The 23,281-nt window shown below is 71.5% G+C and carries 23 protein-coding genes and 1 pseudogene; 11 read left to right on the top strand and 13 right to left on the bottom strand.

What is annotated here, in order from left to right; all coding sequences use genetic code 11:
* Window positions 1–88 precede the first annotated feature (88 nt).
* The 6 genes and pseudogenes from ACFWBD_RS18150 to ACFWBD_RS18175 all read right to left on the bottom strand — a co-directional run.
* Window positions 89–1,114, bottom strand: coding sequence for a hypothetical protein (locus ACFWBD_RS18150; protein ID WP_385667577.1), 1,026 nt, complete (start codon window positions 1,112–1,114; stop codon window positions 89–91).
* Window positions 1,053–1,946, bottom strand: coding sequence for an iron uptake transporter permease EfeU (efeU, locus tag ACFWBD_RS18155; protein ID WP_385667578.1), 894 nt, complete (start codon window positions 1,944–1,946; stop codon window positions 1,053–1,055). Before efeU ends, ACFWBD_RS18150 begins: the two co-directional genes overlap by 62 nt.
* Window positions 1,947–1,949: 3 nt before the next feature.
* Window positions 1,950–3,197, bottom strand: a complete 1,248-nt coding sequence (efeB, locus tag ACFWBD_RS18160) for an iron uptake transporter deferrochelatase/peroxidase subunit (protein WP_385667579.1) — start codon at window positions 3,195–3,197, stop codon at window positions 1,950–1,952.
* A 15-nt stretch (window positions 3,198–3,212) separates the two neighbouring features.
* Window positions 3,213–4,352: an iron uptake system protein EfeO gene (gene efeO, locus ACFWBD_RS18165; protein ID WP_385667580.1), complete on the bottom strand. Its 1,140-nt coding sequence runs from the start codon at window positions 4,350–4,352 to the stop codon at window positions 3,213–3,215.
* Between the two features lie 189 nt (window positions 4,353–4,541).
* Entirely contained in the window at window positions 4,542–4,865 is a 324-nt protein-coding gene (locus tag ACFWBD_RS18170) for a hypothetical protein (RefSeq protein WP_385667581.1), read from the bottom strand.
* A 169-nt stretch (window positions 4,866–5,034) separates the two neighbouring features.
* Window positions 5,035–5,229 (bottom strand): annotated as a pseudogene (locus ACFWBD_RS18175) (iron chelate uptake ABC transporter family permease subunit); the annotation flags it as partial.
* 45 nt (window positions 5,230–5,274) lie between these two features.
* Between ACFWBD_RS18175 and ACFWBD_RS18180 the strand changes: the two are divergent.
* Together ACFWBD_RS18180 and ACFWBD_RS18185 are read left to right on the top strand one after the other, a co-directional pair.
* Complete coding sequence (locus tag ACFWBD_RS18180) at window positions 5,275–5,919, top strand: PhzF family phenazine biosynthesis protein (protein ID WP_385667582.1); 645 nt, start codon at window positions 5,275–5,277, stop codon at window positions 5,917–5,919.
* A 123-nt stretch (window positions 5,920–6,042) separates the two neighbouring features.
* Window positions 6,043–6,267, top strand: a complete 225-nt coding sequence (locus tag ACFWBD_RS18185) for a hypothetical protein (RefSeq protein ID WP_351753031.1) — start codon at window positions 6,043–6,045, stop codon at window positions 6,265–6,267.
* Between the two features lie 68 nt (window positions 6,268–6,335).
* On the opposite strand, the gene ACFWBD_RS18190 is transcribed toward ACFWBD_RS18185, so the two are convergent.
* Window positions 6,336–6,983, bottom strand: coding sequence for a heme oxygenase (biliverdin-producing) (locus ACFWBD_RS18190; protein ID WP_385667583.1), 648 nt, complete (start codon window positions 6,981–6,983; stop codon window positions 6,336–6,338).
* A 113-nt stretch (window positions 6,984–7,096) separates the two neighbouring features.
* Entirely contained in the window at window positions 7,097–7,954 is an 858-nt protein-coding gene (gene map, locus ACFWBD_RS18195; protein ID WP_385667584.1) for a type I methionyl aminopeptidase, read from the bottom strand.
* A 57-nt stretch (window positions 7,955–8,011) separates the two neighbouring features.
* Here map and ACFWBD_RS18200 point away from each other — a divergent pair, with 57 nt between their 5' ends.
* The gene (locus ACFWBD_RS18200) at window positions 8,012–8,245 is read left to right on the top strand and encodes a hypothetical protein (protein WP_385667585.1); all 234 of its coding nucleotides are present in this window, start codon (window positions 8,012–8,014) and stop codon (window positions 8,243–8,245) included.
* A 190-nt stretch (window positions 8,246–8,435) separates the two neighbouring features.
* Here ACFWBD_RS18200 and ACFWBD_RS18205 read toward each other — a convergent pair whose 3' ends face one another.
* The gene (locus ACFWBD_RS18205) at window positions 8,436–9,032 is read right to left on the bottom strand and encodes a hypothetical protein (protein ID WP_385667586.1); all 597 of its coding nucleotides are present in this window, start codon (window positions 9,030–9,032) and stop codon (window positions 8,436–8,438) included.
* Between the two features lie 103 nt (window positions 9,033–9,135).
* On the opposite strand from ACFWBD_RS18205, the gene npdG reads away from it, so the two are divergent.
* Both npdG and ACFWBD_RS18215 read left to right on the top strand, forming a co-directional pair.
* Window positions 9,136–9,864, top strand: coding sequence for an NADPH-dependent F420 reductase (npdG, locus tag ACFWBD_RS18210; protein ID WP_385667587.1), 729 nt, complete (start codon window positions 9,136–9,138; stop codon window positions 9,862–9,864).
* Between the two features lie 77 nt (window positions 9,865–9,941).
* The gene (locus tag ACFWBD_RS18215; RefSeq protein ID WP_351753012.1) at window positions 9,942–10,160 is read left to right on the top strand and encodes a hypothetical protein; all 219 of its coding nucleotides are present in this window, start codon (window positions 9,942–9,944) and stop codon (window positions 10,158–10,160) included.
* On the opposite strand, the gene ACFWBD_RS18220 is transcribed toward ACFWBD_RS18215, so the two are convergent.
* Window positions 10,150–10,950 (bottom strand): site-2 protease family protein, encoded by an 801-nt coding sequence (locus tag ACFWBD_RS18220; RefSeq protein WP_385667588.1) that lies wholly within the window; start codon window positions 10,948–10,950, stop codon window positions 10,150–10,152. The two genes, ACFWBD_RS18215 and ACFWBD_RS18220, sit on opposite strands and share 11 nt — an antisense overlap.
* Before the next feature lie 172 nt (window positions 10,951–11,122).
* Here ACFWBD_RS18220 and ACFWBD_RS18225 point away from each other — a divergent pair, with 172 nt between their 5' ends.
* On the top strand, window positions 11,123–14,494 hold the full coding sequence (locus ACFWBD_RS18225; protein ID WP_385667589.1) for a BTAD domain-containing putative transcriptional regulator: 3,372 nt from the start codon (window positions 11,123–11,125) through the stop codon (window positions 14,492–14,494).
* A gap of 58 nt (window positions 14,495–14,552) precedes the next feature.
* Here the strand turns inward: ACFWBD_RS18225 and ACFWBD_RS18230 are convergent, their stop codons facing one another.
* From ACFWBD_RS18230 to panB, 3 genes are all read right to left on the bottom strand, one after another.
* The gene (locus tag ACFWBD_RS18230; RefSeq protein WP_385667590.1) at window positions 14,553–15,371 is read right to left on the bottom strand and encodes an ABC transporter permease; all 819 of its coding nucleotides are present in this window, start codon (window positions 15,369–15,371) and stop codon (window positions 14,553–14,555) included.
* Window positions 15,368–16,393 carry an ATP-binding cassette domain-containing protein gene (locus tag ACFWBD_RS18235; RefSeq protein WP_385667591.1) on the bottom strand — a complete coding sequence of 342 codons (1,026 nt, stop codon included), beginning with the start codon at window positions 16,391–16,393 and terminating at the stop codon, window positions 15,368–15,370. The genes ACFWBD_RS18230 and ACFWBD_RS18235 overlap by 4 nt, the downstream gene beginning before the upstream one ends.
* Window positions 16,394–16,596: 203 nt before the next feature.
* Window positions 16,597–17,463 (bottom strand): 3-methyl-2-oxobutanoate hydroxymethyltransferase, encoded by an 867-nt coding sequence (gene panB, locus ACFWBD_RS18240; protein WP_385667592.1) that lies wholly within the window; start codon window positions 17,461–17,463, stop codon window positions 16,597–16,599.
* 181 nt (window positions 17,464–17,644) lie between these two features.
* On the opposite strand from panB, the gene ACFWBD_RS18245 reads away from it, so the two are divergent.
* The 5 genes from ACFWBD_RS18245 (at window position 17,645) to ACFWBD_RS18265 (ending at window position 23,261) form a co-directional block, all read left to right on the top strand.
* On the top strand, window positions 17,645–19,240 hold the full coding sequence (locus tag ACFWBD_RS18245) for an MFS transporter (RefSeq protein WP_385667593.1): 1,596 nt from the start codon (window positions 17,645–17,647) through the stop codon (window positions 19,238–19,240).
* Window positions 19,241–19,325: 85 nt separating this feature from the next.
* Window positions 19,326–19,976 (top strand): TetR/AcrR family transcriptional regulator, encoded by a 651-nt coding sequence (locus ACFWBD_RS18250; protein WP_385667594.1) that lies wholly within the window; start codon window positions 19,326–19,328, stop codon window positions 19,974–19,976.
* A gap of 182 nt (window positions 19,977–20,158) precedes the next feature.
* On the top strand, window positions 20,159–21,220 hold the full coding sequence (locus ACFWBD_RS18255; protein ID WP_385667595.1) for an endonuclease/exonuclease/phosphatase family protein: 1,062 nt from the start codon (window positions 20,159–20,161) through the stop codon (window positions 21,218–21,220).
* Window positions 21,221–21,328: 108 nt separating this feature from the next.
* Window positions 21,329–22,552: an MFS transporter gene (locus ACFWBD_RS18260; protein ID WP_385667596.1), complete on the top strand. Its 1,224-nt coding sequence runs from the start codon at window positions 21,329–21,331 to the stop codon at window positions 22,550–22,552.
* 100 nt (window positions 22,553–22,652) lie between these two features.
* A complete protein-coding gene (locus tag ACFWBD_RS18265) occupies window positions 22,653–23,261 on the top strand; it encodes a DJ-1/PfpI family protein (RefSeq protein ID WP_385667597.1) in 609 nt (202 codons plus the stop codon).
* Window positions 23,262–23,281: the final 20 nt, after the last annotated feature.

Consider the following 23,281-nt stretch of genomic DNA (forward strand, 5'->3'; position numbering starts at 1 on the left):
GCGCTCTGCTGCGACGCACCCGCGGTGCACGACGCACCCGCGGTGCACGACGCACCCGCAGGTGGCTCACCAGGCTTCCCGCGGAGCGCTACGCGCCCTTCGCCGCCGTCAGGCCTTCCAGGCGGCTGAGCATCGACACCTTGCCCGTCCCCGAGCCCTTCGCCGGGGCCAGGGCGACCTCGTTGGCGACGAACTCCATCGTCAGGGACTGCTTGATCTCACCGGTCGTCAGCGCGGCCACGTTCTTGTTCGGGGTGGGCACGGCGGCGCCCGTCGCGGCCGTCTGCTTCATGTAGTGGTGCGTGGTGAAGAAGACGAGCGCCCCGCCGTCCGCGGTGCGCAGCGCCAGCGGCGCGTAGTCGCCACCGGTCAGCGGCTCGTCGATGTACTGCGTGGCCAGGCCCGGCTTGGTCGCGTTCTTCGCCCGGGTGGCGCGCAGCGTCTGGGTGTACGCGCCGTCCGCGAAGGCGCCCTTGCCGCTTCGCAGGTACGCCGTGTAGTCCTTGCTCAAGTCCTCGGGAGCGACGGCCAGTTCGGCGGAGTCGGCCGGCAGGGCCTCGGCGTGGCCGTCCTTGCCCGCCTGCTCGAACTCCGGTACCGAGCCCGGCGCCACCAGCGTCAGATACGTCGCCTGCCACGGCTCCGCCCGCTCGCCCCGGGTGAAGACCATCAACCAGCGTGAGTCGCCGCCCTTGTTGCCCTTCGCGTCGGCGACGAACCAGCGCGGCCAGCCCGCTTTCTCGACGATCGTGTACTTCACGTCCGACAGCACGAGCGGTGTGTGCTGGGGGTTGCCGTCCGGGTTGTTGACGCGGCCCGCCTTCAGCCGCGCCTCGTCGATGATCCCGAGGGCACCGGTGGTGTAGTCGGCGTCCAGGGAACTGTCGTACGCAGCGTCGGCCTTGTTGTACGCGACGGTGAACCGTTCGATCGCCTTCGCGGCCTCCGCCTTCGTGGCCGCGGGGAGCAGTTCGAGCTCCCCGTGGACCACCACGCAGCCGCTCGCGAGGAGCGAGACGGCGGTGAGTGACGCCGCTACGAGTGCGTACCGGTCACGTGCGCGGAGCCTTCGACTGCGCGGAACTCCGGTCGTCAGGCTGCGTTCCCTGCTCATCAGGCGACTTCACCTTCCCCTTCCCGGAGGCGAACCCTACCGGGGCGAGGAACAGCGCGAGCGTCGGGACGAGGTACAGCAGCCACACCGTGACCTGGAGAACGGTCGGATCGGGCTGGAAGTTGAACACGCCCTTCAGTAGCGTGCCGTACCAGCTGTCCGGCGGGATCGTGCCGCTGATGTCGAAGGCGAGGCTGTTCAGGCCCGGAATCAGGTCGGCCTCCTGGAGGTCGTGGACGCCGTACGCCAGCACGCCCGCGGCAACCACGACGAGCATGCCGCCGGTCCAGGTGAAGAACTTCGCGAGGTTGATTCTGAGCGCCCCGCGGTAGAACAGCCAGCCCAGCAGGACGGCGGTCGCCAGGCCGAGGGCCACGCCGATCAGCGGGCGCGGGGTGCCGTCGCCGGCCGCGTGTACGGACGCCCACACGAACAGGGCGGTCTCCAGGCCTTCGCGGCCGACGGCGAGGAAGGCGGTGGCGACCAGGGCGCCGGTGCCCATCGCGAGGGCCGCGTCCAGCTTGCCGTGCAGTTCGGACCTCAGGTGCCGGGCGGTGCGCCGCATCCAGAACACCATCCACGTCACCAGGCCGACCGCGAGGATCGACAGGGAGCCGCCGAGCGCCTCCTGTGCCTGGAACGTCAGTTCCTGGGAGCCGAATTCGAGGACGCAGCCGAAGCCGAGAGCGAGCGCGACCGCGACACCGATGCCGATCCAGATGGGCTTGAGGGCGTCCCTGCGGTCCGTCTTCACCAGGTAGGCGATGAGGATGCAGACGACGAGGCTGGCCTCCAGGCCCTCGCGCAGTCCGATCAGGTAGTTGGAGAACACGGGCTACGCCTCCTTGGAGAACAGCGTCCGGCCCCACCAGTCGTCCTTGTCACGGACGCCCGGCGGGACGGCGAAGACGGCCGAACCCACGTGCTGGATGTACTCGTTGAGCGCGTCGGAGGCGAGATTGCGCTGGACGCGGACGAACCCCTCGCGCACGTCGCGCTGGTAGGCGAGGAAGAACAGACCGGCCTCCAGCCGGCCGAGGCCGTCGGTGCCGTCGGTGAAGGAGTAGCCGCGGCGCAGGAGCGTCGCCCCGTGGTTGGAGTCCGGGTGCGCCAGCCGTACGTGCGCGTCGGGCTTCATCGCCTTCAGGAACGGCTCGTCGCGCTCCTTGGCCTTGCCGACCGGAGCGCCCTCGCCCTTGTCGCGGCCGAAGATGTCCTCCTGCTCCTGGAGCGAGGTGCGGTCCCAGGTCTCGATGTGCATGCGGATCCGGCGGGCGACGAGATAGGAGCCGCCCACCATCCAGTCGGGACCGTCCTTCTCGCCGACCCACACGAACTTCTTCAGCCGGTCGGTCTCGGTGCCCGCGATGTTGCGGGTGCCGTCCTTGAAGCCCATCAGGTTGCGCGGGGTCTGCGCGTCGGGCGTCGTGGACGAGGTCTTGCCGAAGCCGAGCTGCGACCAGCGGATGACGACCTTGCCCATGCCGATCCGGGCCAGGTTGCGGATCGCGTGCACGGCGACCTGCGGATCGTCCGCGCAGGCCTGGACGCACAGGTCGCCGTTGCTGCGGGCCGCGTCGAGCGCGTCCCCGGCGAACGTGGGCAGGTCGATCAGCGCGTCGGGCCGCCGGTCGGCGAGACCGAGTTTGCCGAACAGCGACGGCCCGAAGCCGACCGTCAGGGTCAACCGGGACGGCTTGAGCCCCAGGGCCTCGCCGGTGTCGTCCGGCGGTGCCTCGGCGAGACCGCCGTACGCGCCCTCGCCGACCGCCTTCCCCGCCGTCATCCGGCGGGCCGCCTGCGTCCAGTCCTTCAGGAGCTGGACGAACTCGGCGCGGTCCGTGGTCGTCACGTCGAACGCGGCGAAGTGCAGCCGGTCCTGCACGGGCGTGGCGATGCCCGCCTGGTACGCGCCGTGGAAGCCGACCGCGGCGCCCACGTCGGCGGCCGTCGGGTCGACGTCGTCGCCGGTGCGGGTCATGGCGACCGCGCCGCCGGCCGCGGCGGCGCCGAGCGCGAGCCCGGCACCGCCCCAGCCGATCAGCGACCGCCGGGACGGCACGCTGCCCTGGGTCTCGGTCATGTCCTGGCCCCTCGGTTACTTCGCCACGGCGGCGGCGAGCTTGGACAGCGGCTCGGCGAGCGCGTTGACCGCGTCGGACAGTTCCTTGCGGTCGGCGGCGCCGACCTTGTCGTACGCGGTGAACGCGTACGAGGTCGTGTTCGGGCGGTACTTGTCCAGCAGCGTGTTCAGCGCGGCGAACTGCTTGTCCAGCTCGGTGACCAGCGCCGCGTCGTTCTCCTTCGCGACCGGCTTGAGCAGCTCGTACGACTTCTGGGCGCCCTCGACGTTGGCCTTGAAGTCGACCAGGTCGGTGTGCGAGTAGCGCTCCTCCTCGCCGGTGACCTTGCCGGTGGCGACCTCGTCGAGGAGCTCCTTGGCGCCGTTGGCCATGGAGGTCGGGGTGATCTCGGCCTTGCCGACCCGCTTCTGCCAGTCGGTCAGGTCGGTGGTGAGCTGGTCGGCGAGGGTCTTCTCCGCGGCGGTGATCTTCTTGTCCTGCCAGAGGGCCTTCTCCAGCCGGTGCCAGCCGGTCCAGGTCTGGCCGGCCTCCAGGCCGTCCGCGCGGACGTCGACCTTCGGGTCGATGTCGCCGAAGGACTCCGCGACCGGCTCGGTGCGCTCCCAGCCGATGCGGGAGGGCGCGTAGGCCGCCTTGGCCGCCTCGAGGTCGCCGGCCTTGACGGCCGTCACGAAGGTCGCGACGAGCGGCAGCGTGGCGTCGGCCTGCTCCTGCGCGTAACTGCGGTAGGCGGCGACCGCCTTGTCCAGGCGCGGGTCACGCTTGGCGACCGAGCCGCCGGTGACCTTGAGGTCCTGGCGGATGCCGGTGCCCTTCATGCCGGGCTTGCAGGCGATCTGGTAGTCGCCGGCCTTCACCTCGGCGGTGACGCGCTGCTTGGTGCCGGGGCCGATGTTCTCCCGCTCGCTGACGATCCGGTCGTCCGGGAAGAGGATGTAGACCTCGGTGACCTTGGAACCCTTGTTCTCGATGGCGAGCTCGACGTGTCCGGCGGAGATCTCGTTCTTGGAGGTCACGCACTTGGCGTCGGTGGCGGTCACGCTGATGACGCGGTCGCCGTCTTTCGCGTCGCTCTTCGAGGTGCAGCCGGTGACGGCGGTCAGTGCGGTCACGGCGGTGACTGCGGTGACGACGGACAGTCTGGCGGCTCGCATTCGGGCTCCCAGCGATGGCTGAATAAGGGCGTGACGCGGCTCACAGAGTTTGGTGAGCCTCGCCTAACTTATCCAAGGCTTACCTGCGTGATACCCGTCCGTGCAGTGATTCACCTCTCATAGACGCCGTATGAGCACGAGCCGATCACGGTGACTCAAAACGGACCCCAAGAGATGGTCAAAGGAGATTCAAAGATTCCGCTTCGGAGTCACCGGCACGGCTCCCGTCCGAGGGTGCGGAAGCACCTCGACCGGCTGGTCGTAGACCTCCGAGAGCAGCCGCGCGGTGAACACCTCGCCCGGCGGACCGTCCGCCGCCACCTGCCCGGCGCACAGGATCGCGACCCGGTGTGCGTAGGCGGCTGCGAGCCCCGGATCGGGCAGCACCACGACCACGGCGCCCCCCTCACGCGCCCTTTCCCGGCACAGCCGCAACACCAACCCCTGGTGTTCCAGGTCCAGGGCGGCGGTCGGCTCGTCGAGGAGCAGCGGCGGCGCGCGCCGCGTCACCACCCGGGCCACTCGCCGCCGATCTGCCGGCCTCCGCGCGCTCCGGACGGCCGGTGGCCGGGGGCCGGTGGCTGGTGGGGGCCGGGGGCGCGGGGAACCGCGCGACCAGCCACAGCCGGCCGGCACCCGTGCGACAAGGGAGGGTCCGGGGCTGAGCCCAGGGAGGCGGAGTTCAAGCCCAACCCCCTTGACGGCGCCGTGTCCTGCGCAACAGCCAGAAGAAGAACGGACTGCCGAGCAGAGCGGTCAGGACGCCGAGCGGAAGCTCCGCCGGCACGGCGACCGTGCGGGCCGCGAGATCCGCCGCCAGCGACACCGCCGCCTCCAGCAACGCGCTGCCCGGCACCGGGAAGCGATGCCCCTGACCTTCGCCCGCCATGGATCGGTCGCCCGACGGTGCTTCAATTCCCCGGTGACTGATTACGACGTGCTCCGCGTCTTCTGTGCGCCGAACGGCGGCTACGGCAATGAACTGGGCGTTGTCCGCGAGGGTTCGGTGCTGCCGGACCGCGAGGACCGGCAGGACCTCGCGGCGAAGCTCGGCTTCGGCGAGACCGTGTTCGTCGACGACCCCGAGCGCGGGGTCATCGACGTCTACACGCCCACCCGGCGCCTGTCCTTCGCGGACCATTCGTGCGTGGGCGTCGCCTGGCTGCTCGACGTACCCGAACTCGTCACGCCGGCCGGCGCCGTGGGCACCCGCCTGGACGGGGAGTTCACCTGGATCGAGGCACGCGCGGAGTGGGCCCCGCCGTGCGTGTTCCACCGGTACACCACCGCCGCCGAGGTCGACGACCTGCCCGTGCCGCCGGCCGGCGACTGGGTCTACGCCTGGGCCTGGGAGGACGAGCCGGCCGGCCGGATCCGTGCCCGCGGCTTCCCCGGCCGCGGCGACGGCATCGACGAGGTCGAGGCGGCGGGCGCACCGGCGCTGCTGCTCACCGAGCGGCTCGGCCGCGCCCTGAACATCACCCAGGGCGCGGGTTCCCAGATTTTGACGGCCCCGCAGCCGTACGGATGGGTGGAGATCGGCGGCCGGGTGTTCCTGGAGCGCTGAACCTTAGGGCCGGTCGCGGGCGTTCGTAGACTTTTACGCGGCCGTACGGGTGGTGTGGCGTGTGCGGGCGGGGACGAACGGGGACCTCTGGGCGTGACCACTGAGCCCCGTGAGAGGAACGCCATGCGTATCCGTTCAGTCCTCGCCGCCACCGTCCTGGGCGTCGCCCTTGCCGCCACCGGCGCGACGGCCGCCACCGCCGACGAGGGTCCCCGCCAGCACCACGAGGACTCCCGCCAGCACCACCACTTCGGCGAGGACAAGGGTGTCTGCAGCCCGTACATCGGCGCGGTCGACACGGTCTCGGCCGACATCTTCTGGGCCGGCAAGCACTGCGACCGTTTCTGATCCGGTGCCGGGCCCCCACGCCGTGAGCGAGGGGGCCCGGCCCGTTTCCGTCCGTCCGCGAGGCGGGCTCACGCCGAGAGCGGGAACTCCTCGCCCAGGGCCCGGAAGACGTCGGTGTTCAGCGCGAAGGCGCGCTTGCACTCGCTCACGATCCGCTGCTTCTCCAGGTCGTCCGCGTGTACCCCGTCCAGCAGTTCCCGGTAACCCCGCTTGAACGCCGCCGGGTTGCCGATCTCCTCGAAGACGTAGAAGCGGACGCCGTCGCCCTTGCGCTCGAAGCCCCAGGTCCGCTCCGCCTTGTCGCGGATGATCTGCCCGCCGGAGAGATCGCCCAGGTAGCGCGTGTAGTGGTGGGCGATGTACCCGGCCGGCCACCGCTCGGCACACTCCCGCACCCGCGCCGCGTACGCCTCGGTCGCCGGCAGGGCCGACGCACCCGACCGCCATCCGGCGCCCCGCAGATGCGCGAGGTCCCGCTCCAGGGCCGGCAGCCGGAACAGCTCGGGCTGGATGAAGGGTCCGGCCGCCGGGTCCGCGGCCAGCCGCCCGGCGCCGGCCTCCAGCGCCTCGTAGACGAACCAGAGCTGCTCGGTGTAGCGCGCGTACGCCTCGACACCGAGCCGGCCGCCGAGAAGGTCACTCATGAACGTCGAGGTCTCGGCCTCCACGTGCTGCTCGTGGGAGGCCGTGCGGATGAGTGTCGAGAACGAGTCCATGCCCACATCCTTTAAGGTAAGGCTTACCTAAGTCAAGGGGTTTGCCGACGCCCTGTCGGTAAAAGCGTACAAGAAAAGACCCGCCCCCAGCAGGGAACGGGCCTTCGGTTCCGTTACGGCAGCGTGAGGATCTCCGTCCCCGTCTCGGTCACCACCAGCGTGTGCTCGAACTGGGCCGTCCGCCTGCGGTCCTTCGTCAGCACCGTCCAGCCGTCGTCCCACATGTCGTACTCGTGCGTGCCGAGGGTCAGCATCGGCTCGATCGTGAACGTCATCCCGGGCTGGATGACGGTCGTCGCGTGCGGGCTGTCGTAGTGCGGGATGATCAGCCCGGAGTGGAACGACGAGTTGATCCCGTGCCCCGTGAAGTCCCGCACCACGCCGTACCCGAACCGCTTGGCGTACGACTCGATGACCCGCCCGATGATGTTGATCTGCCGGCCGGGCCGGACCGCCTTGATCGCCCGCTCGAGGGACTCCCGGGTCCGCTCCACCAGCAGCCGCGACTCCTCGTCGACGTCCCCGACCAGGTACGTGGCGTTGTTGTCGCCGTGCACCCCGCCGATGTACGCCGTCACGTCGAGATTGACGATGTCGCCGTCGCGCAGGACCGTCGAGTCCGGGATGCCGTGGCAGATGACCTCGTTGACGCTCGTGCACAGGGACTTCGGGAAGCCCCGGTAGCCCAGCGTCGACGGATAGGCGCCGTGGTCGCACATGTACTCGTGCGCCACCCGGTCCAGTTCGTCGGTGGTGACCCCCGGTGAGATCAGCTTCGCGGCCTCCGCCATCGCCTGTGCGGCGATCCGGCCGGCCCGGCGCATCGCCTCGATCGTCTCGGGCGTCTGCACCTCCGGCCCGGTGTACGGCGTCGGGGCGGGCTTGCCGACGTATTCGGGGCGGCGGATGTTTCCGGGCACCGAACGGAGGGGGGACAGCTCCCCCGGGACGAGCAGCGACTGGCCAGACATGCCAGTGAGTCTAACGAGCGGCCATGGGGGAACATGTCGATGGCGAGAGGAGCCGTCATGCCCCTGTTCAAGAAGCGGACCGTCGGGAAACCGGGCGAGTGGTACTACTGCCTGGAGCACAAGAAGGTCGAGGAGGGGCCGGAGTGCCCGGCCAAGGACCGTTTCGGCCCGTACGCCACCCGCGCGGAGGCCGAGCACGCGATGCAGACCGCCCGTGATCGCAATCTCGAGTGGGAGAACGACCCCAAGTGGCACGACGCCCCGGCGGCCGGCGCCACGGACGACGACTGATCACCCGAGCGACCGCACGGCCGGTCACCCGACCCGTCACACGTCCACTGCCGGTGCGGCTGCCGACCTCTTGTCGTGCAGCCGCGCCGCGTGTCGCATCGTCGTCGGTCACGAGGGGCCGTGCCCGGGCGGGAGCGGCGCTCCGGGCAACTGCTGTCCGGCGACACCGGTGGGCAGGCGGGCGGGCAGGTCACCAGGGGGGAGGGGGCGGTGCCGTCAGCCGTTCGGCCAGGTGGGAGAGCCGGTCGGCGAAACGCCGGCGCCCTCTCGCCGGGGGCAGCGTCTCGCCGGCGGCCGCGCTCACCAGGTGCTGCACGGCGTCCAGGTCCAGCTCGGAGCCGTCCGGCACGGCCAGCGTCTCGTGCGCCAGGGCCGTCAGCTCACCCTCACCGGGACCGAGGGCCAGGATCACGACGCCGGCCCGCCGGGCGTCCGACACCCGGTCGAGGAGCGGTGCGTCCCCCGACGGCGACGCCACCAGCAGCGTCTCGCCCCGCCGGGCCGCCTCGATCCGGCCCAGGCCGACCGCGAGATGCGCCGGGTCGGAAGGACGCGCGTCATGCCGTACGAGGGTCGGCGCCAGCTCCGGCGTACCCGACCACGCGGCCTCGTCCACCAGATGCGCCGCGAGGTGCCAGGGCTCGTACGCCGCCGTGCCCACCAGCAGCAGCCCGCCTCCGTGCGACACGACCGACCCGCGCAGCACGCCGGCGAACCTCCGGGTGGCCCCCAGCCACTCGGTCCCGGCGAGCACTTCCCGCAGCAGCGCGACCCGTACGGCGTCCATGCGGCCGCATCGTGCCGCAACCGGCCGCCGCCCGCCCGGGGTTCGACCCTCGTTCACCCGACATGACGAAGGACCGCTCGGCACGCCCACGTAAAGTCGGCCCATGACCTCTACCGACAGTGCACAGAACGCCTCCGCGGCCGCCCCGGCGAAGGCCCCCGCCAAGGACCCGTGGGACCTTCCCGACGTCTCCGGACTGGTCGTCGGCGTGCTCGGCGGGACCGGCCCGCAGGGCAAGGGTCTCGCCTACCGGCTCGCCAAGGCCGGCCAGAAGGTGATCATCGGTTCGCGTGCCGCCGACCGTGCCCGGGCCGCCGCCGACGAGCTCGGGAACGGTGTCGAGGGCGCCGACAACGCCGAGACCGCGCGCCGCAGCGACATCGTGATCGTCGCCGTACCGTGGGACGGTCACGGCAAGACCCTGGAGTCCCTGCGCGAGGAACTGGCCGGCAAGCTGGTCGTCGACTGCGTCAACCCGCTCGGCTTCGACAAGAAGGGCGCCTACGCGCTGAAGCCGGAGGAGGGCAGCGCCGCCGAGCAGGCCGCCGCCCTGCTGCCGGACTCCCGCGTCGCCGCCGCCTTCCACCACCTCTCGGCGGTCCTCCTCCAGGACCCGGAGATCGACGAGATCGACACCGACGTGATGGTGCTGGGCGAGGAGCGGGCCGACGTCGAGCTCGTCCAGGCGCTGGCCGGCCGGATCCCCGGTATGCGCGGCGTCTTCGCCGGGCGGCTGCGCAACGCCCACCAGGTGGAGTCCCTGGTCGCCAACCTGATCTCCGTCAACCGCCGCTACAAGGCCCACGCGGGCCTGCGCGTCACGGACGTATGAGCGCATGGGGGACACTGGTCGTAGCCGGCCCGTAGGAGCCGGCCCAGCAGTGTCCCCCCGACAGGAGAACCGGACCCATGTCCCCCCTGCCCCCGCCCAGCCCGACCCGGCGGCTCGCCCTCTACACCCTCGTCGTCTGCGTACTCGCCGTGGCCGCGGCGGTCGTCTCCTTCGTCCAGGGCAGCTTCCTGGGCGTCGTGTGGGTGCTGCTCGCGGGCCTGTCCTCCAACATGACCTGGTACTACATGAAGCGGGAGAAGGCGCGCAGGGCCGCGGGGGCCGACGTCAGCGGCTGACCGCGCAGTACTCGTTCGCGTCCTGCCAGACGCGGTACAGCGACTGACCGCAGTACGTCTCGAGGTCGCCGATCCCGAGACCGCGCAGCACCGCGTCGACCATGTCGAAGAAGACCCCGTTGACCGCCGGTACCCACAGCAGCGCGAACACGAACAGCAGGCCGAACGGCGCGAACGGCTCCACCTGCCGCTTGATGTTGTACGACAGCCAGGGCTCGACGACCCCGTAGCCGTCCAGACCGGGCACCGGAAGGAAGTTCAGGATCGCCGCCGTGACCTGGAGCAGGGCGAGGAAGGCGAGCGCGAACCGGAAGTCGGCCGGCACGCCGTCCAGCGCGTCCAGCCAGAACGGCGCCGTGCACACCACCGCGAACAGCACGTTCGTCAGCGGACCGGCCGCCGAGATCAGACTGTGCCGCCACCGCCCCCGGATCCGCGCCCGCTCGATGAAGACCGCACCGCCCGGCAGGCCGATCCCGCCCATGATCACGAACAGCACCGGCAACACCACGCTGAGCAGGGCGTGCGTGTACTTCAGCGGGTTGAGCGTGAGATACCCCTTGGCGCCGACCGAGATGTCACCGCTGTGCAGGGCGGTACGCGCGTGTGCGTACTCGTGCAGACACAGGGACACGATCCAGGCGGCCGTCACGAACAAGAACACCGCCATGCCCGGCTGCTCGGCGAACCCCGTCCAGGTGGCCCAGCCGGTGACCGCCGTCACGGCCAGGATCCCGAGGAAGACGGGGCTGATCCTCCGCTCGGCGCTGCGGGTGGTGGCGGTGGTCATGGGGCCCCCTGAACTCGTACGCGTGTGTGGAACTGCCCGACCGTACCCGGCCCGGGCATACCGGGAAAACGTCTCGTGGCCGGCCCTCGGTTCCTGGGACGGGAAACGTGGGACATCCGGCTCGCGCCACCCCGCCGAAACCCCGTGACCGACGTCGATCCCACCGGAGAGAATGGACCCCGTGCGCTACCGCATCCTCGGCACCACCCAGGCACTCCGTCCGGACGGCATCCCCGTCGCCGTCGGCGGTGCGCGGCTGCGCGCCCTGCTGGCCGTGCTGGCGCTGCGGGCCGGCCGGACCGTTCCCGCCGGGCTGCTGGTGGAGGAGGTGTGGGCCGGCGACCCGCCCGCCGACGCGCCGGGGGCGCTCCAGGCACTGGTCGGCCGGCTGCGCCGGGCCCTCGGGGCGGGCGCGATCGACTCCGCCGAGGGCGGCTACCGGCTGGCCGCCGCCCCGGACGACGTCGACCTGCACCGCTTCGAGCGGCTGACCGCCGACGGCATCCGCGCGCTCACCGACGGGGACCCCGCCAAGGCGGCCGTCGTCCTCGACGACGCCCTCGCCCTGTGGCAGGGCCCGGTCCTCGCCGACCTGCCCGACCGCGCCGCCGAGGCGGCCCGCTGGGAGGCCCGCCGCCTCGACGCGGTGCGCGCCCGGCACACCGCCGCGATCGCCCTCGGCCAGGCCGAGCGGTCGCTGCCCGAACTCACCGCCCTGTGCGACGCCCACCCGCTGGACGAGCCCCTCCAGGCCCTGCGGCTGCGCGCCCTGCGGGAGGCGGGCCGCACCGCTCAGGCGCTGGCCGCGTACGACGAGGTCCGCCGTCTCCTTGCGGACCGCCTCGGCACCGACCCCGGCCCCGAACTGCGCACCCTGCACGCGGAATTGCTCGCACCCGGCGATCCGGGAGACCCCGGGGAACCGTCCCGGCCCGTCCTGCCCGCGCCCTCGGGCAGGGCGCCGTCGCCGGCTTCCCCCGCCCTGCCGTCCACGCCGCTCGGCAATCTCCGGGCCCGCCTCACCTCCTTCGTCGGCCGGGAGGACGACATCGCGGCCATCCGGGGGGACCTCGCGAGCGCGCGGCTCGTCACGCTGCTCGGGCCCGGCGGGGCCGGCAAGACCAGGCTGTCGCAGGAGACCGCCGAGACCGTACGGGACACCGCGCGCGACGGCATCTGGCTGGCCGAACTCGCGCCCGTCGCCGACCCGGACGCCGTGCCGCAGGCGGTCCTCACCGCCGTGGGAGCCCGCGAGACCGTGCTGTACGGCGCCGGCGCCGAGGAGATGCGGGTCGCCGCCGAGCGCCACGACGACCCCCTGGAGCGTCTGGTCGAGCACTGCGCCCGACGCCGCATGCTGATCGTCCTCGACAACTGCGAGCACGTGGTCGAGGCCGCCGCCCGGCTCGTCGAGGAGCTGCTGGCGCGCTGCCCCGAGGTGACGGTGCTGGCCACCAGCCGTGAGCCGCTCGGCGTGCCCGGGGAGGTGCTGCGACCGCTGGCTCCGCTGCCGGAGCGGGTGGCGCTGCGGCTGCTCGCCGACCGGGGCGCGGCCGCCCGTCCCGGATTCCGGCCCGACGCCGACGACGAGACCGCGGCGGCCTGTGCGGAGATCTGCCGCCGGCTCGACGGCCTGCCGCTCGCCATCGAGCTCGCCGCCGCCCGGCTGCGGATGCTGACGCCCCGCCAGATCGCCGACCGGCTCGACGACCGGTTCCGGCTCCTGACCTCCGGCAGCCGGACCGTCCTGCCCCGCCAGCAGACCCTGCGGGCCGTCGTCGACTGGTCCTGGGACCTGCTCGACGAGGATGAACGCGACGTCCTGGCCCGCCTGTCGGTCTTCGCCCGCGGCTGCGACCTCGCGGCCGTCGAAGCGGTGTGCGGCCCGGCCACCGCCGGCTCCCGCGCCGGCCACGACTCCCTCGCTTCGCTCGACCTGCTCGCCTCGCTCGTCGACAAGTCGCTCGTCGTCGCCGCCCCGGGGCCCCGGGGCGACATGCGCTACCGGCTTCTGGAGACCGTCGCCGAGTACGCGGGCGAGCGGCTGGACGAGTCGGGGCGGCGGGAGGCGGCCGAGCGTGCGCATCTGACGTACTACCGCGAACTCGCCCGCACCACCGATCCGTTGCTGCGCGGCCCCGGTCAGCGGGACGCCATCGACCGCCTGCAGCTGGAGTACGAGAACCTGCGCACCGCGCTGGGCCGCGCCGTCGCGGCACAAGACGAGCAGGAGGCGCTATGCCTGACCCTGTCCCTCGTCTGGTACTGGCAGATGCGCGACCTGCGCCTCGAGGCCCGCACCTGGTGCGTCGAGGTCATGGCCCTCGGCCCCGACCCGTTCGCGGAACCCCTGCACCCGGCCGCGCCGGTGTGGAAGTCCTGCATCGACGCCCCGCCGCCGATGACCGGCGAGATCCTCGCGGAGGCCCGGCGCGGTGTCCACCTGGCCCATCTGGCCTGTATGGACACCGAGATGGAGGCCTGGCAGACCTCGACGTCGCAGGCCAAACTGCGCCTGATCGCCGCGGCCTACGAGCCCGGCCAGCCGCAGACCTGCCGCGCACCCGGCATGCTCTGGTTCTTCGCCGTGATGATGACCGGCGGCCCGACCGGCGTCCGCGAGATCATCGACGCCAACGTCGACACCTGCCGCAGGACGCCCGGCTACGAGTGGGAGCTCGCCTCCTGCCTCCAGATGCGCGCCAACATCCTCGCCAACCGCGCCGACTGGGCCGGGAGCGCGTTCCGTGACGCGGCCGAGGCCCTGGAGATCTTCCAGCGCCTGGGCGACGCCTGGGGCACCGCCGAGGCTCTTTCCGCCCGCGCCGAGGCCCATGAACGCCTCGGGGCCTACCGTGAGGCCGCCGCCGACTACGAGGGCGCCATCGAGCAGGCCGAACGGCTCGGCGCCCGCTCCCAGTCGGCGGTTCTCACCGCCCGGCTGGGCAGCGCGCTGCTGGAGGGAGGTGACGAGGAGCGGGGTGAGCGCATGTTGCGCGAGGCGATCGCCGGTGAGGAGGGCGGGGTCAACGAGGCCATGCACTTCGCCCGTCTCTTCCTCGCCGGCTGGCTGGGCGCCACCGGGCGCCGCGCCGAGGCCCGCGAGCAACTGTGCCTGCTGCGCGAGCAGTTCGACCTCGGTCACTTCGCGGTCTTCGACGCCTTCATCCTGGGCGCGCAGGCGTGGCTGGACGCGGTCGACGGCCTGTCCGCGCAGGCCCTGACCGGCATCCGGACCGCCCTGGAACGGGCCACGGATCCGCTGTCCGTGGCCATGGCCCCCCAGATGCGCTCCTTCTATCTCTTCATCGCCGCGACCGCCCTCTGCGGCGTGGACGGGGGCGGCCGCGCCGCCGACGCGGCCCGCTGCCTGGGCGCCGCCGACACCCTGCTGTCGCCGCGCCACGTCCCCCCGCGGGTGGAGCGCGAGGCGCGCGACCTGGCTGTGACCCGGACGCGCGGTGCGCTCGGCGACGCGGAGTTCGAGAGCGCGTACGCCGAGGGCGGCGGCCTCTCCTACGAGGAGGCCACCGCCCTGCTGTGACTCGTGCCGACGCGACCGGCCGTGACGCGTCGGGCCGTCACCCGTCCGGCGCCCCGGCTCAGGTCTTCGTGCGGAACTTGTGGATCGCGACCGGCGCCATCACCGCGGTGAGCCCTATCGACCAGGCCAGCGTCACCCACAGTCCGTGCGCGACAGGACCGCCCACCATCAGTCCGCGCGCCGCGTCCGCGAGCGAGGACAGCGGGTTGTACTCGGTGAAGTTCTGGAGCCAGCCGGGCATCGACCGGGTCGGGGCGAAGATCGACGAGCCGAACTGGAGCGGCATCAGCACCAGGAAGCCCATCGCCTGCACGGACTGCGCGCTCTTCATCACCACGCCGAGGGTGATGAACACCCACATCAGCGCCGAGCCGAACACCGTGGCGAGCCCCACGGCGGCGAACAGGCCGGGCCAGTGGGTGATGTCGAAGCCCACCAGGACGGCCACCACCATGAGGATGACGCAGGCGACCAGCATGCGCATCAGCTCGACGACGATCTTGGCGAAGAGCACCGAGCCGCGTCCGATGGGCAGCGACCGGAAGCGGTCCATGACCCCGGAGTTGAAGTCCGTGTTGAAGCCGGTGCCCACGCCCTGCGCCATGTTCATCCCCATCATGGCCAGCAGCCCGGGAATGACGTACTGCACGTACGCCTCCTGCCCGCCGCCCAGCGACTGCCCGATCGAGCCGCCGAAGACGTAGACGAACAGCAGGGTGAAGATCACCGGGAAGAGGACCGCGTCGAACATCGACTCGGGGTCCTGCCGGATCCACAGCAGGTTGCGGCGGATCAGGGCGCCGGTGTGCCGGAGGTGGCTGCGCAACGGGATGCGCGTGTCGGCGGTCGTGCTGATGTCGATCGTGGCCGCGCTCATACGGCGACCTCCTCGCGGGTCTCGGTGGGCTGGGCGTCCTGCGGGGCACTCGCGCGGTGGCCGGTGAGGGACAGGAAGACCTCGTCCAGGCTGGGCAGTTCGGTGGTGAGGGAGGTGAGCGTGATGCCGCGCGCGCTGACCGCGCCGATCACGGCGGTGAGCTGCTCGTCGCTGAGCACCGGCACCAGCACGGAACCGCGCTCGGCGTCCACGACGGTGGTGGCGAGCCCGGTGATGCCGAGCTCGTCGAGCCAGCTCGCCAGCGGCCGCAGCTGCAGCGGGTCGGCGGGCCGTACGCGCAGCGTCCGGCCGCCGACCCGGGCCTTCAGCTCCTCGATGCCGCCGCCGGCGATGACCTTGCCCCGGTCGATGACGGTCAGCTCGGAGGCGAGCTGCTCGGCCTCCTCCATGTACTGGGTGGTCAGCAGGACGGTGACCCCGTCCCCGACCATCGCCTTGACCTCGGTCCACACCTCGTTGCGGGTGCGCGGGTCGAGCCCGGTCGTCGGCTCGTCCAGGAACAGCACCTGCGGCCGGCCGATCATCGACGCGGCGAGGTCGAGCCGCCGCCGCATACCGCCGGAGTACGTGCTCACGGGCCGCTTGGCCGCCTCGGTGAGCGAGAACCGCTCCAGCAGCTCGTCGGCGCGGGTCCGGGCATCCTTGCGGGGCAGGTCGAGCAGCCGCCCGATGAGGTACAGGTTCTCCCACCCGGGGAGCTTCTCGTCCACGGAGGCGTACTGCCCGGTGAGTCCGATCACCCGGCGCAGCTGCCGGGGCTGGCGCAGGACGTCGTAGCCGGCGACGGTCGCCTGCCCGCTGTCGGCGGCCAGCAGGGTGGACAGGATCCGCACGAGGGTCGTCTTGCCGGCGCCGTTCGGCCCGAGCACCCCCATGACGGTTCCCGCCCGTACATCCAGGTCGACCCCGTCCAGCGCCTTGGTCTCGCCGTAGTGCTTGGCCAACCCCCGCACGGTCACGGCGCTGTCCGCGCCACCGGGGTTCTTGTCGATTCGCGTCATGACAGGAACTCTGCCGACCCCCGCCGACAAACCACCGACAGGACGCCGACAGCACCGACATGCTCCCGACAGTCACCGCAACCATCGATCGAGGAACCGCGACGGCGAGGAACCACCTCCGTGAGAGCGGCGCCGGGCAGGCGCAAAAGAGCGCAGCCCGCCGACGGGGGAAGATCGGCGGGCTGCGGTGGTGCGGAAATGGCTCAGTGGACGCTGTGCTCGTCCAGCGGGAACGTTCCGCCGACGACGTCCTCGGCGAACGCCTTCGCCGCGTCGCCCATGACCTGGCGCAGGTTCGCGTACTGCTTGACGAACTTCGGTACCCGCCCGCCGGTCAGCCCGAGCATGTCGGTCCACACCAGTACCTGGGCGTCCGTCTCGGGCCCGGCGCCGATGCCGACGGTCGGGATGTGCAGCACCCGGGTGACCTCGGCGGCCAGCTCGGCCGGAACCAGCTCCAGCACCACCGCGAACGCGCCCGCGTCCTGCACGGCCTTCGCGTCGCGCAGCAGCTGCTGGGCCGCCTCCTCGCCGCGTCCCTGCACGCGGTAGCCCATCGAGTTCACGGACTGCGGGGTGAGGCCGATGTGCGCCATGACCGGGATGCCGGACTCGACGAGAAGCTCGATCTGGCGGTGCGAGCGCTCGCCGCCCTCCAGCTTCACGGCCCCGACCCCGGCCTCCTTCACCAGGCGGGTCGCCGAGCGCAGCGCCTGCACCGGTCCCTCCTGGTAGGAGCCGAAGGGCAGGTCGCCGACGATCAGCGCACGGGTGGTGCCCCGTACGACCGCCGCCGACAGCATGGTCATCTCGTCGAGGGTGACGGGCACCGTCGTCTCGTACCCCAGATGGCAGTTGCCCGCCGAGTCGCCCACCAGCATCACCGGGATTCCGGCCTCGTCGAAGACGGAGGCGGTCATCGCGTCGTAGGCGGTGAGCATGGGCCACTTCTCGCCGCGTTCCTTGGCGAGGGCGATGTCGCGGACGGTGATACGGCGTGTGCCCTTGCCTCCGTACAGCGCCTTGCTGCCGTCGGGGGCATTGGTGTGGGCAGCCGAAAACTGCGTCATTGCAACGGCTCCTTACGTCATCTCGAGGCGCCCTCACGGCGTCCCCGGACCACCACCCATGGTGGCACCTCGTGCCAGGGAGGGCCAGAGCGCCCCCTGTGGGTAAAGCCTCAGTAAGAAAAACGGTAAGAGGAATCGATACGAGACGGTCTCGTATCGGAAGTGCCCTACGCTCGATGCCATGACTACTCCTGCCGTCCCCACCGCTCCGCGGATACCGGAAGCGGTGCACCGGCGTCGTTGGGCGATCCTCGGTGTCCTGATGCTGAGCCTGCTGATCGTGGTGCTCGACAACTCGATCCTGAACGTCGCGATCAAGACGATCTCGACACCCGCCCCGACCGGCCTCGGAGCCACCCAGAGCGAGCTGGAGTGGGCGATCAACTCCTACACGCTCGTCTTCGCGGGACTGCTGTTCACCGCCGGTCTCCTCGGTGACCGGCTCGGCCGCAAGAAGGTCCTGCTCGGCGGACTCGCCGTCTTCGGCATCGGCTCCGCGCTCGCCGCGGAGTCCGGCTCGCCCGCCCAGCTCATCGCCTTCCGCGCGCTGATGGCCGTCGGGGCCGCCTTCGTGATGCCCGCGACCCTCGCCGTCCTGATGAACGTCTTCGAGCGCGAGGAGCAGCCCAAGGCGATCGGCATCTGGGCGGGCGGTGTCGGGCTCGCCATCGCCATCGGCCCCATCACCGGCGGTCTCCTCCTCGACCACTTCTGGTGGGGCTCGGTCTTCCTGATCAACGTGCCGATCGTGCTGCTCGCGTTCGGGCTGATGCTGTGGCTGGTTCCCGAGTCCCGCGACCCGAACCCCGGCCGCGTCGACCTCGTCGGCGTCGTCCTGTCGGTCGTCGGCCTGGTGCTGCTCGTCTACGGCATCATCAAGGGCGGCGAGCTGGCCGACTTCACGGACCCGGCCGTGCTGGCGACCATAGGGGCCGGTCTGCTCGTCCTCGTCGCGTTCGTGGTGTTCGAGAAGCGCAGCGACCATCCGTCCGTCGACATGGACTACTTCAAGAACAAGGTGTTCTCGGCCGCGATGGCCGTCATCACGCTGGTCTTCTTCGCGCTGATGGGCGTCACCTTCTTCTCGGTCTTCTACACCCAGAGCGTGCGCGGCTACTCCCCGCTGCAGTCCGGTCTGCTCCTGCTGCCGCTGGCCGCCGCCCAGCTGGTCTTCGCGCCGCGCGCCCGGCTGGTCGTCGACCGCTTCGGGGTGCGGGCCACGACCACCGCGGCGATGGTCGTCCTCGCGGCGACCCTGGCCGCCTTCGCCACGCTGGACGCCGACACCCCGATCTGGCTCCTGGAGATCGTCTTCTTCTGCATGGGCACCGGAATGGCCCACGTCATGACCCCCACCAGCGTGGTCATCATGCAGGCCCTGCCCCGTGAGAAGGCCGGTTCCGCCTCCGCGCTCAGCAACACCTTCCGCCAGCTCGGCGGCGCGCTCGGCATCGCCGTACTCGGCTCGGTGCTGTCGGCGTCGTACCGCAACGGCATCGAGAACCACCTCGGCACGCTGCCGGCGGCTCTGCGCGACACGGCGGGCGAGTCCATCGAGGCGACTCTCGGGGTCGCCGCGAAACTCGGCGACCAGGGCAGGGTGCTGGTCACCCCCGCCAACGACGCCTTCCTGCACGCGATGCACGTCACCGCCCTGTGCGGGGCCGGGGTCGCGGCCGTGGGCGCGGTCGTGGTGGCCGTGTTCCTGCCGGGCAGGCCGAAGTCCACGCCCAAGGACGCGGCGGAGGAAGGGGAGTTGGTGCGGACGAAGCCGTAGGGGTGGTGGCCGGGGCGGCCGGGAATCGCCGCCCCATCCGCCCCTCGGGCGACAATTCCCGCACTGTGACGAAAGGATCGAACACGTGAGCCTCGCCGACAGGGGGACCACCGTCGGGGACACCGGCGTGAGCGGGGAGCAGCCCGTGCGGGGGCGGCCCCGGAGCGAGGCCGTGGAACGGGCCATCATCGAGGGCACGATGAAGCTGCTGGAGGACGGCGTCTCGCTCGCCGAGATCTCCATCGAACGCATCGCCCGCACCGCCGGCGTCGGCAAGGCCGCCATCTACCGCCGGTGGAGCGGCAAGGAGGAGCTCTTCGTCGACGTGTTGCGCGCCGCCGAACCGCAGGATCCCGAACTCCCCGGCACGTCCATGCGCGACGACCTGATCGTGCTCCTCGAGGCGCTGCGGCTGCGCGGCCTCGCCAACCGTTCCTCGGCGATCCTGCACAACGTCCACGCGCAGATGAAGAGCAGCCCGAAGATCTGGGCGGCGTACCACAACACGGCGATAGAACCCCGGCGCAGGATGGCCGTCGAGGTCCTGCGCCGGGGTCAGGAGAACGGCGAACTGCGCGCCGACCTGGATGTGGAACTGGTGAACGACATCTTCACCGGTCCCATGCTCGTCCGCGCGATCATGCGCCCTGACGCCGACCTCCCCGAGGAACTCCCCGCACGCATCGTCGACACGCTGCTCGAAGGGCTACGCCCCGTCAGTTCCCCGACCGGGTAACCCGAATGTGCGCGTTTCGTCACAGACCGGGTCCTGCGCGCCAGGACCGGAACCCATGGGACCGCCCCGGTCGTCCTCGTGCCCGTACGGCCGTCACGGGACGGCGAGAACAAAGCCGATCATCCCCTAGGGTCGTACCCGGGGGAACGGACGGTGTGCAAGGCAGGCAGTGAGGCGACGGTATGGCGCAGCAGGCGTACATGACGGAGACGGACGGCAACGGAGGCTCGGGTCCCGAGCCCCGGGGAGTCCGGCTCCGGCGCCTGATCGGCACTCTGCTCGGCCGGATCGGCGCGGGCTGGCGCGGTGATCCGCGCATCTGGCGGCGGGGTCTGGTCCTCACCGGGTTCGCGCTGGTGTTCGCCCTGGTGATGGGGCTGCACTCGCGCATCCCCAACCGCTACGGCAACCTCGGCAGTCTCACGGAGACGTTCCTGCCCTGGATCGGCCTGTTCGTGCCGGTGCTGCTGGTGCTGGCGCTGGTGCGCAAGTCCGCGACCGCGCTGATCGCCGTCGTCCTCCCGGCCGTGGTCTGGCTGAACCTCTTCGGCGGACTCCTCGTCGACCGGACCGGCAGCGGCGGCGACCTCACCGTCGCCACCCACAACGTCAACGCCGACAACCCGGATCCGGCCGGCACCGCCCGTGACGTGGCCGCGTCCGAGGCCGATGTGCTGGCCCTGGAGGAGCTGACCACCTCGGCGGTGCCGGTGTACGAGAAGGCGCTGGCGGCGACGTACAAGTACCACTCGGTGCAGGGCACGGTCGGCCTGTGGAGCAGGTACCCGCTGAGCGGGGTGAAGCCCGTCGACATCAAGCTGGGCTGGACGCGCGCGATGCGGGCGACGGTCGCGACGCCGGAGGGGCAGGTCGCGGTCTACGTCGCCCACCTCCCGTCGGTGCGGGTGAAGCTCCAGGCCGGGTTCACCGCCCGGCAGCGCGACAAGAGCGCGGACGCGCTGGGCGAGGCGATCGCCGACGAGAAGCTGACCCGGGTGGTTCTGCTCGGCGACCTCAACGGCACCATGAACGACCGCTCGCTCAACGCCGTGACCTCCCAGATGCGCTCCACGCAGGGCGCGGCGGGCAGCGGCTTCGGCTTCAGCTGGCCCGCGTCGTTCCCGATGGCGCGGATCGACCAGATCATGGTGAAGGGCGTGGAGCCGGTCACCTCCTGGACGCTGCCGCAGACGAGCAGCGACCATCTGCCGGTGGCGGCGCGTGTGAAGGTCACCACACCTTAATCAGGGGGACGCCCGCTGGAATAGCGGGCCGGGGAGACTTTGTTCCGTACTTGAACATACGAAACGTATGATGAACGGAACCCACTCTCCCTGAAAGGCAACTTCTCCATGCCCCTGGCCCTGCTAGCCCTGGCCGTGGGTGCCTTCGGAATCGGCACCACGGAGTTCGTGATGATGGGCCTGCTGCCCGACGTCGCGGACGACCTGCATGTCTCGATCCCGACGGCCGGACACCTCGTCTCGGCGTACGCGCTCGGCGTCGTCATCGGCGCGCCGCTGCTGGCCGCGGCGACGGCGAGGATGTCCCGCCGTACCGTCCTGATCTCCCTGATGGGGCTGTTCGTCGTGGGCAACGCCCTGTCGGCCTTCGCCCCCGGCTACGACTCCCTGCTGGCCGCCCGCTTCCTCAGCGGTCTCCCGCACGGCGCGTTCTTCGGCGTCGGCGCGGTGGTCGCCACCAACATGGTCGCCCCGGAGCGCAAGGCCCGCTCGGTGTCGCTGATGTTCCTCGGCCTCACCGTCGCCAACGTCGCGGGCGTCCCCGTCGCCACCCTCATGGGCCAGCACCTCGGCTGGCGCGCGACCTTCCTCGGCGTCGGCGTGATCGGCCTGGCGGCGATCGCCTCCCTGGCCCTGCTGATCCCGCGCGACCACACCCACGCGCCCGCCGTCGGGCTGCGCCGCGAGCTGGCGGCCCTGCGCTCGCTGCCGGTGTGGCTGGCCCTCGGCACGACGGTGGCCGGCTTCGGCGCCCTGTTCTCCGCCTACAGCTACATCACCCCGATGCTCACGGACTCCGCCGGCTACGCCGACTCCAGCGTGACGCTGCTGCTCGCGCTGTTCGGCGTCGGCGCGACGATCGGCAACCTGCTGGGCGGCCGCCTCGCCGACCACGCGATGCGCCCGACCCTGTTCGCCGGCCTGACGTCCCTGGTGGTCGTCCTGGCCCTGTTCCCGCTGCTGATGACGACGGCGTGGGGCGGCGCGCTGGCCGTGGTCCTGCTCGGCGTGGCGGCGTTCGTGACGGGTTCGCCGCTCAACCTGATGGTGATGGAGAAGGCGGCCGCGGGCCCGTCCCTGGCCTCCTCCGCCAACCAGGCCGCGTTCAACATGGCCAACGCCGGCGGCGCCTGGCTCGGCGGCCTCGCCCTCGCAGCCGGCTTCGGCGCGACCTCACCCGCGCTGGCGGGAGCGGTCCTGGCGGCCCTGGGCCTGGTTGTGGCGGGCATCGCCGCCGTGGTCGACGCCCGCCGCACCCCGCAGACCCCCGGCCGCGAACGCGTCGTCGCGACGCATGTGCCGCGGACGGCGGAGGCGGGGGTACGTCACTGACCTCGTCGGCAGCCGGGCCACCGGACGTTGGTTGGCTCTCGACCGGTGGTGGCGCATCGGGGAAGACTGGCGGTCCGTTGCCGGGCGTGGAGGAGTTGCGATGCAGGTAGCCGTGGTCACCTTCGACGGGTTCAACGAGCTCGACAGCTTCATCGCCTCCGCACTGATCAACCGGTGCCGTGGGGACGGCCTGGAGGCCTTCGTCACGACGCCGGCGCCGGTGGTCACGTCGATGAACGGCGTCGAGGTGACCGGGCAGCGCCCCATGGAGTTCGTGGCCGAAGCCGACGTCGTGCTGATCGGCAGCGGGGTGAGGACCCGGGACGTGGTCGCCGACGACCGGATCGCCTCCAGGCTGCCGCTCGACCCTTCGCGACAGCTGATCGGCGCGCAGTGCTCCGGGGCGCTGGTGCTCGCCCGGCTCGGGCTGCTGGGTGACATGCCGGTCTGCACGGACAGGACGAGCCGGCCCTTCGTCGAAGCCTGCGGCGTCACCGTGCTGGACGCGCCGTTCCACGCCGAGGGGAACATCGCCACGGCGGGCGGCTGTCTGGCGTCGCAGTACCTCGCCACCTGGGTGATCACCCGGACGCTCGGCGAGGACGCCGCGCACGCCGTCCTCGACTACGTGGCTCCGGTCGGCGAGAACCAGGAGACGGCCGAACGCGCCCTGCGTGCCGTGCGCGCGGGCGAGGCCGCCCTGCGCTGACGCCCCCGCGGGCGGATCAG

It is taken from the genome of Streptomyces sp. NPDC060002, from assembly GCF_042737245.1.
GTDB lineage: Bacteria > Actinomycetota > Actinomycetes > Streptomycetales > Streptomycetaceae > Streptomyces.

Coding starts and splice junctions, on each gene's coding strand:
- ACFWBD_RS18235 (WP_385667591.1), bottom strand. CDS start 16,393: ATGACGCGAATCGACAAGAACCCCGGTGGCGCGGACAGCGCCGTGACC.
- npdG (WP_385667587.1), top strand. CDS start 9,136: ATGACCTCTACCGACAGTGCACAGAACGCCTCCGCGGCCGCCCCGGCG.
- ACFWBD_RS18225 (WP_385667589.1), top strand. CDS start 11,123: ATGGACCCCGTGCGCTACCGCATCCTCGGCACCACCCAGGCACTCCGT.
- ACFWBD_RS18215 (WP_351753012.1), top strand. CDS start 9,942: ATGTCCCCCCTGCCCCCGCCCAGCCCGACCCGGCGGCTCGCCCTCTAC.
- efeB (WP_385667579.1), bottom strand. CDS start 3,197: ATGACCGAGACCCAGGGCAGCGTGCCGTCCCGGCGGTCGCTGATCGGC.
- ACFWBD_RS18205 (WP_385667586.1), bottom strand. CDS start 9,032: ATGGACGCCGTACGGGTCGCGCTGCTGCGGGAAGTGCTCGCCGGGACC.
- ACFWBD_RS18255 (WP_385667595.1), top strand. CDS start 20,159: ATGGCGCAGCAGGCGTACATGACGGAGACGGACGGCAACGGAGGCTCG.
- map (WP_385667584.1), bottom strand. CDS start 7,954: ATGTCTGGCCAGTCGCTGCTCGTCCCGGGGGAGCTGTCCCCCCTCCGT.
- ACFWBD_RS18220 (WP_385667588.1), bottom strand. CDS start 10,950: ATGACCACCGCCACCACCCGCAGCGCCGAGCGGAGGATCAGCCCCGTC.
- ACFWBD_RS18150 (WP_385667577.1), bottom strand. CDS start 1,114: ATGAGCAGGGAACGCAGCCTGACGACCGGAGTTCCGCGCAGTCGAAGG.
- efeO (WP_385667580.1), bottom strand. CDS start 4,352: ATGCGAGCCGCCAGACTGTCCGTCGTCACCGCAGTCACCGCCGTGACC.
- ACFWBD_RS18230 (WP_385667590.1), bottom strand. CDS start 15,371: ATGAGCGCGGCCACGATCGACATCAGCACGACCGCCGACACGCGCATC.
- ACFWBD_RS18190 (WP_385667583.1), bottom strand. CDS start 6,983: ATGGACTCGTTCTCGACACTCATCCGCACGGCCTCCCACGAGCAGCAC.
- ACFWBD_RS18245 (WP_385667593.1), top strand. CDS start 17,645: ATGACTACTCCTGCCGTCCCCACCGCTCCGCGGATACCGGAAGCGGTG.
- ACFWBD_RS18185 (WP_351753031.1), top strand. CDS start 6,043: ATGCGTATCCGTTCAGTCCTCGCCGCCACCGTCCTGGGCGTCGCCCTT.
- ACFWBD_RS18260 (WP_385667596.1), top strand. CDS start 21,329: ATGCCCCTGGCCCTGCTAGCCCTGGCCGTGGGTGCCTTCGGAATCGGC.
- ACFWBD_RS18200 (WP_385667585.1), top strand. CDS start 8,012: ATGCCCCTGTTCAAGAAGCGGACCGTCGGGAAACCGGGCGAGTGGTAC.
- panB (WP_385667592.1), bottom strand. CDS start 17,463: ATGACGCAGTTTTCGGCTGCCCACACCAATGCCCCCGACGGCAGCAAG.
- ACFWBD_RS18265 (WP_385667597.1), top strand. CDS start 22,653: ATGCAGGTAGCCGTGGTCACCTTCGACGGGTTCAACGAGCTCGACAGC.